This window comes from Actinomadura miaoliensis, assembly GCF_039536785.1.
Classification (GTDB): Bacteria; Actinomycetota; Actinomycetes; order Streptosporangiales; family Streptosporangiaceae; genus Spirillospora; species Spirillospora miaoliensis.
This window is the reverse complement of the sequence record NZ_BAAAZG010000036.1, coordinates 229523-236053: the sequence shown is the minus strand read 5'-3', so window position 1 is coordinate 236053 and position 6531 is coordinate 229523. Positions and strand designations below refer to the sequence as shown.

2 protein-coding genes are annotated in these 6531 nt (G+C 72.6%); both read left to right on the top strand.

The features are described from left to right. Nucleotides 1-1479 (top strand): hypothetical protein (locus tag ABD811_RS24555; protein ID WP_344952115.1); only part of this gene is annotated, 1479 nt, incomplete at its 5' end. Between the two features lie 480 nt (nucleotides 1480-1959). Beyond that, nucleotides 1960-6513, top strand: a complete 4554-nt coding sequence (gene gltB / locus ABD811_RS24550; protein WP_344952112.1) for a glutamate synthase large subunit — start codon at nucleotides 1960-1962, stop codon at nucleotides 6511-6513. The last annotated feature ends 18 nt before the right edge of the window (nucleotides 6514-6531 follow it).

The following is a 6531-nucleotide window of genomic DNA, read 5'->3' as shown; positions in this document are numbered from 1 at the left end:
GCCCGTCCGCCCGCTTCGGGCAAGCGTCCGGCCAAGCTCGCCGACCGGCTGCGCGCCGCCGGGCCGGGCACCGAGCGGGATCCCCGCCAGGCTCCCGGCCGCGACCGCCGTCCACGCGGCGCGCAAGGCCGGCCGCCCGCTGCGGACCCGAAGAAGCGCCGGTCACGCGACCGGACGCCCGCCCCGGAGGCCGGGGCCGCGGGCCGCGAGCGCCGGTGGGGCAGGAAGCGGCAGGAGCCCGACGCCCAGGCCGCCGCGCAGGCGCCGCACGACGAATGGCACGGGCAGACGGACGAGTGGCAGGGCCACGCGCCCCACGCCCAGGGAGCGCCCGCCGACTGGCAGGAGGCCGACGAGCAGTGGCGCGGCCAGGCGGAGGACTGGCGGACCACCGGAGGGCAGGCCGTCCCGGACTGGCAGCAGACGTCCGCGGAGTGGGCGAGCCAGGACGAACAGTGGCAGGAGACGCCCGCCGAGTGGCAGGACGCCGCGGCCGGGTGGCAGGACGCGGCCGAGTGGCAGGACGGGCCGGACGGCGGCGGACGCCAGGACGCCGCGCCCGACGAGCCGGCGAGGAAGCGACCCCGGGGCAAGGGGCGTGAGCGCGCCGGGCGCCGGCGAGGGCCGGCGGGCCGGACGGACGCCGAACGTCCCGCGCGGGGGCCGGACGGGCCGGTCCGCGACCCGTCCGGAGCACAGCGGCCGAAGAACGCGGGACTGGCGGCGCGGATGGGGTCGTTGCCGCCCCGGGTCTTCTACGGCGCCGCCGGCGCCCTCGCGGTGATCTTCCTGGTGGGGGCGCTGGCCGTGGTGGTCGTGGGCGGCGGCGACGACGGCGGCCCGGACGGGCGGCAGGCCCCGCAGAGCATGGGCCGCAGCCCGGCCGTCAGCGGACCGGCGCCCGCGTCCTACTCGAGCTCGCCGTCGACCGAGGCGTACCGGGGCATCGCGCAGCGTTCGGCCGACCGGGCGCCGCTGACCGTGGGCGAGGCGTTCCCCGAGTCCGCCAACAAGATCACCGTCCAGGACGCCGGGACGAGGCGGCTGACCCTGAAGGTCAAGAGCCTGGACACCGACTGCTCCCTCGCGGTGTGGGGCACCAGCATGGGCGGGCAGCTGCGCGAACACGGCTGCACCCAGGCGGCCCGGACGCTGTACGCCGACGACGACGGCGAGTACGCGCTGTCGGTCACGGTGTTCAACCTGAACACCGCCTCGGACGCCGACCGGTTCGTCGACGAGATCGGCCAGGGGCGCGGCGGCGGTTTCGTGCGCCCGCTGCCCGCCGCGTCGCCGCTGGACCGCTTCGGCCGGGGCTTCGGCATGGCCCGGGGCCTGGCGATGGGGCACTACGCGGTGGTGGCCTGGGCGCAGCGCCTGGACGGCAAGGGCGACGAGACCGACGAGACGCTGCTGTCGCTGCTGATCGAGGGCGGCAAGGCCCCGGGCCCGCTCGGCCGCGCGGCCCGCGCCTCCTGACCCGCCCGCCCTCGCGCGGGCCCGTCCGCCCTGCCTCGCGCGGGCCGACCGGCCTGCCTCGCGCGGGCCGACCGGCCATCGCCGCCGCCCGGCCCGTGACCTGCGGGAGAATCCTCCGTCACGGGCCGGTGACGGCGGGGCGACGGCCGGAAAGCCCGGCACGCACATGGTTCGGCACCGCTTTCATGGGGAATGATGCGGATTGCCGGGGTGTTGCGGCGTTCACCACCTGAAACATCCGGATCCGGTGATGATCATCACCGCGATGCGGGCGATTTGTGGTGGTATGTCGCCGGTATCCTTGGTTGAACTGACTACTCACGGACGCTCCGGGAACGCGGACACAGAGAAGTTTCGCGATCAGGGCGTGTCGGGCATGATCCCGACAGTGATGTAATGTCATCTCACCGCAGCAGGGCCAACGTCGTCCCGAGCCTGCACTGACGCCTAAGCAGTGACACGACGACGACGGGAGGGTTGATGGCTGCTGCTGCGCTCACACCGGGTGCGCCCCAGAACCAGGGGCTGTACGACCGGTCCTATGAGCACGACGCCTGTGGCGTCGGCATGGTGGCCGACCTGCACGGTCGCAAGAGCCATGACATCGTTCGCAAGGCCCTGACCGTCCTGAAGAACCTGGACCACCGCGGCGCCGTGGGCGCCGAGCCCGACGACGGCGACGGCGTCGGCATCCTCACCCAGATCCCCGACGCGTTCTTCCGCGAGGTCTGCGACTTCGCGCTGCCCCCGGCCGGCGCGTACGCGGCGGGCATCGCGTTCCTGCCCACCGACCCCGAGGAGCGGGCCGCGGCCGTCGCGCACGTCGAGACGCTGTGCGTGGAGGAGGGCCTGACCGTCCTCGGCTGGCGTGCGCTGCCGCACGACCCGACCTTCGCCGGGCCCGCCTCGCGCCGCGTCATGCCGCACTTCGCGCAGCTGTTCGTGACCGCCGCCGAGGGCGGCGAGCACGCCGGCAAGACCGGCATCGAGCTGGACCGCGTGGTGTTCTGCATGCGCGAGCGCGCCGAGCAGGACGTCAAGGTCTACTTCCCCAGCCTGTCGGCGCGGACGATCGTCTACAAGGGGATGCTCACCACCCCGCAGCTGGAGCCGTTCTTCCCCGACCTGTCCGACCGCCGGTTCTCCAGCGCCATCGCGCTGGTGCACTCGCGGTTCTCCACCAACACCTTCCCGGCGTGGGAACTGGCCCACCCCTACCGGTTCATCGCGCACAACGGCGAGATCAACACCGTCAAGGGCAACCGGAACTGGATGCGGGCCCGCGAGGCGCTGCTGAAGTCCGACCTGATCCCCGGCGACCTGTCCCGCGTCTACCCGGTGATCGACATCGAGGCCAGTGACACCGCCTCGTTCGACGAGTGCCTGGAGCTGCTGCACCTGGGCGGCCGGTCGCTGCCGCACGCGGTGCTGATGATGATCCCGGAGGCGTGGGAGAACCACACCGGGATGGACCCCGACCGCCGCGCGTTCTACGAGTTCCACTCCACGCTGATGGAGGCGTGGGACGGCCCGGCCAGCGTGTCGTTCACCGACGGCACCGTGGTCGGCGCGGTGCTGGACCGCAACGGCCTGCGCCCCGGCCGCTACTGGGTCACCGACGACGGCCTGGTCGTGCTGGCCAGCGAGGCGGGCGTGCTGGACATCCCCGCCGACAAGGTCGTCCGCAAGGGCCGCCTGCAGCCGGGCCGGATCTTCCTGGTCGACACCGAGGCCGGGCGGATCATCGAGGACGACGAGGTCAAGGCCGAACTGGCCGCCCAGCACCCCTACGGGCAGTGGCTGCACGAGGGCCTGGTGCGGTTCGAGGAGCTGCCCGCCCGCCAGCGCGAGGTCCCGACCCACGAGACGCTGGTCAAGCGGCAGCAGACCTTCGGCTACACCCTCGAAGAGCAGCGGATCATCCTCACCCCGATGGCCCGCACCGGCGCCGAGCCGATCGGCTCCATGGGCACCGACACGCCCCTGGCGGTGCTCTCGCAGCGGCCGCGCCTGCTGTTCGACTACTTCAAGCAGCTGTTCGCGCAGGTCACCAACCCTCCGCTGGACGCGATCCGCGAGGAGCTGGTGACGTCCCTGCAGTCCACGCTCGGCCCCGAGGGCAACCTGCTCGAACCCGGCCCGGACTCCTGCCGCCGGCTCGTGCTGCCCACCCCGATCCTGGACAACGGCGAGCTCGCCAAGATCATTCACATCAACGACGAGGGCGCCCTGCCGCATCTGCAGGCCCACGTCGTGCACGGCCTGTACGAGGTGAGCGGCGGCGGGGAGGCCCTGCAGGCCCGCCTGGAGGAGATCTGCGCCGAGGTGTCCCGCGCGATCGCCGCCGGCGCCCGCCTCATCGTGCTGTCGGACCGCGGCGCCGACTCGGCCCGCGCGCCGATCCCGGCGCTGCTGCTCACCGGCGCGGTGCACCACCACCTGATCCGGGAGAAGTCCCGCACCCGCGTCGGCCTGGTGGTGGAGACCGCCGAGGCCCGCGAGTGCCACCACATGGCGCTGCTCATCGGGTACGGCGCGTCCGCGATCAACCCGTACCTGGCCATCGAGACCGTCGAGGACCTGGTCCGCACCGGTGACATCGCCCTGGACACGGCCACCGCCGTGCGCAACCTGATCAAGGCGTACGGCAAGGGCATCCTGAAGGTCATGTCGAAGATGGGCGTGTCCACGGTCGCGTCGTACACCGGCGCGCAGATCTTCGAGGCGATCGGCCTGGGCGCCGAGGTGATCGACCGGTGCTTCACCGGCACCACCTCCCGCCTCGGCGGCGTCGGTTTCGACGTGCTGGCCCGCGAGGTCGCCGAGCGGCACCGTCGCGCCTACCCGCCGCGCAGCGTCGAGCCCGCGCACCGCACCCTGGAGGTCGGCGGCGAGTACCAGTGGCGCCGCGAGGGCGAGGAGCACCTGTTCAACCCCGAGACGGTGTTCAAGCTCCAGCACGCCACCCGCACCCGCCGCTACGAGATCTTCAAGGAGTACACCAGCAGGGTCGACTCCCAGGCTGAGAAGCTGATGACCCTGCGCGGGCTGTTCCGGCTGCGCGAGGGCGAGCGGCCGCCGGTGCCGATCGAGGAGGTCGAGCCGGTCAGCGAGATCGTCAAGCGGTTCTCCACCGGCGCGATGTCCTACGGGTCCATCTCCGCCGAGGCGCACGAGACCCTGGCCATCGCCATGAACCGCCTGGGCGGCAAGTCCAACACCGGCGAGGGCGGCGAGGACCCCGAGCGGTTCACCCCCGACCCCAACGGCGACCTGCGGCGCAGCGCCATCAAGCAGGTGGCGTCCGGCCGGTTCGGCGTGACCTCGGAGTACCTGACCAACGCCGACGACCTGCAGATCAAGATGGCGCAGGGCGCCAAGCCCGGCGAGGGCGGCCAGCTGCCCGGCCACAAGGTCTACCCGTGGATCGCCAAGACCCGGCACTCCACCCCGGGCGTGGGCCTGATCTCGCCGCCGCCGCACCACGACATCTACTCGATCGAGGACCTGGCGCAGCTCATCCACGACCTGAAGAACTCCAACCCGTCTGCGCGGGTGCACGTCAAGCTGGTCGCCGAGGTCGGCGTCGGCACCGTCGCGGCCGGGGTGTCCAAGGCGCACGCCGACGTGGTGCTGATCTCCGGGCACGACGGCGGCACCGGCGCGTCCCCGCTGACCTCCATCAAGCACGCGGGCGCGCCGTGGGAGCTGGGCCTGGCCGAGACGCAGCAGACGCTGCTGCTCAACGGCCTGCGCGACCGCATCGTCGTGCAGACCGACGGGCAGATGAAGACCGGCCGCGACGTGGTCATCGCCGCGCTGCTCGGCGCCGAGGAGTACGGCTTCGCCACCGCGCCGCTGGTGGTGTCCGGCTGCGTGATGATGCGGGTGTGCCACCTGGACACCTGCCCGGTCGGCGTGGCCACCCAGAACCCGGTGCTGCGCAAGCGGTTCAACGGCAAGCCCGAGTTCGTGGTCAACTTCTTCGAGTTCATCGCCGAGGAGGTCCGCGAGTACCTGGCCGCCCTGGGCTTCCGCTCGCTGGACGAGGCGATCGGGCACGTCGAGCTGCTCGACACCACCCGCGCCGTCGAGCACTGGAAGGCCGCGGGCCTGGACCTGTCGCCGATCCTGCACCGGCCCGAGCTGCCCGAGGGCACCGCGCTGCGGCAGGTCGTCCAGCAGGACCACGGCCTGGAGAAGGCCCTGGACAACACGCTGATCCAGCTCGCCGAGGGCGCCATCGAGCACGGCCGCCAGGTACGCCTGGAGATGCCGATCCGCAACGTCAACCGCACCGTCGGCACCATGCTCGGCCACGAGGTGACGCGGGCGCGCGGCGCCGACGGCCTGCCCGACGACACGATCGACATCACCTTCACCGGCTCGGCCGGGCAGTCGTTCGGCGCGTTCGTGCCGCGCGGCATCACGCTGCGGCTGGTGGGCGACGCCAACGACTACGTCGGCAAGGGCCTGTCGGGCGGACGCATCACGGTGCGGCCGCACCCCGACGCGCCGTTCGCCGCCGAGGACCAGATCATCGCGGGCAACGTCCTGCTGTACGGGGCGACGTCCGGCGAGCTGTTCGCCCGCGGCGTCGTCGGCGAGCGGTTCTGCGTGCGCAACTCCGGCGCCACCGCCGTGGTGGAGGGCGTCGGCGACCACGCCCTGGAGTACATGACCGGCGGCCGCGCGGTCATCCTCGGCCGCACGGGACGCAACCTGGCGGCCGGCATGTCCGGCGGCATCGGCTACGTCCTGGATCTGGACCCGCAGCTGGTCAACCCGGAGATGGTCGACCTGGAACCACTCACCGCCGAGGACTCCGACTTCGTCCGCGGCCTCGTCGAGAGGCATCTGGCCGAGACCGGCTCCACGGTGGCCGAGAAGCTGCTGGCCGACTGGGAGGGCTCCGCCGCCCGGTTCACCAAGATCATGCCGCGTGACTACCGGCGCGTCCTGGAGGCCATGGCCAAGGCCGAGGCCGAGGGACGCGACGTCGACGAGGCCGTCATGGCCGCCGCCAAGGCCTGAGGAAGGGGGTTTCCACCA

Bases quoted from the DNA above. Each gene is read 5' to 3' on its own strand.
- gltB (WP_344952112.1), top strand. From the start codon at position 1,960: ATGGCTGCTGCTGCGCTCACACCGGGTGCGCCCCAGAACCAGGGGCTG.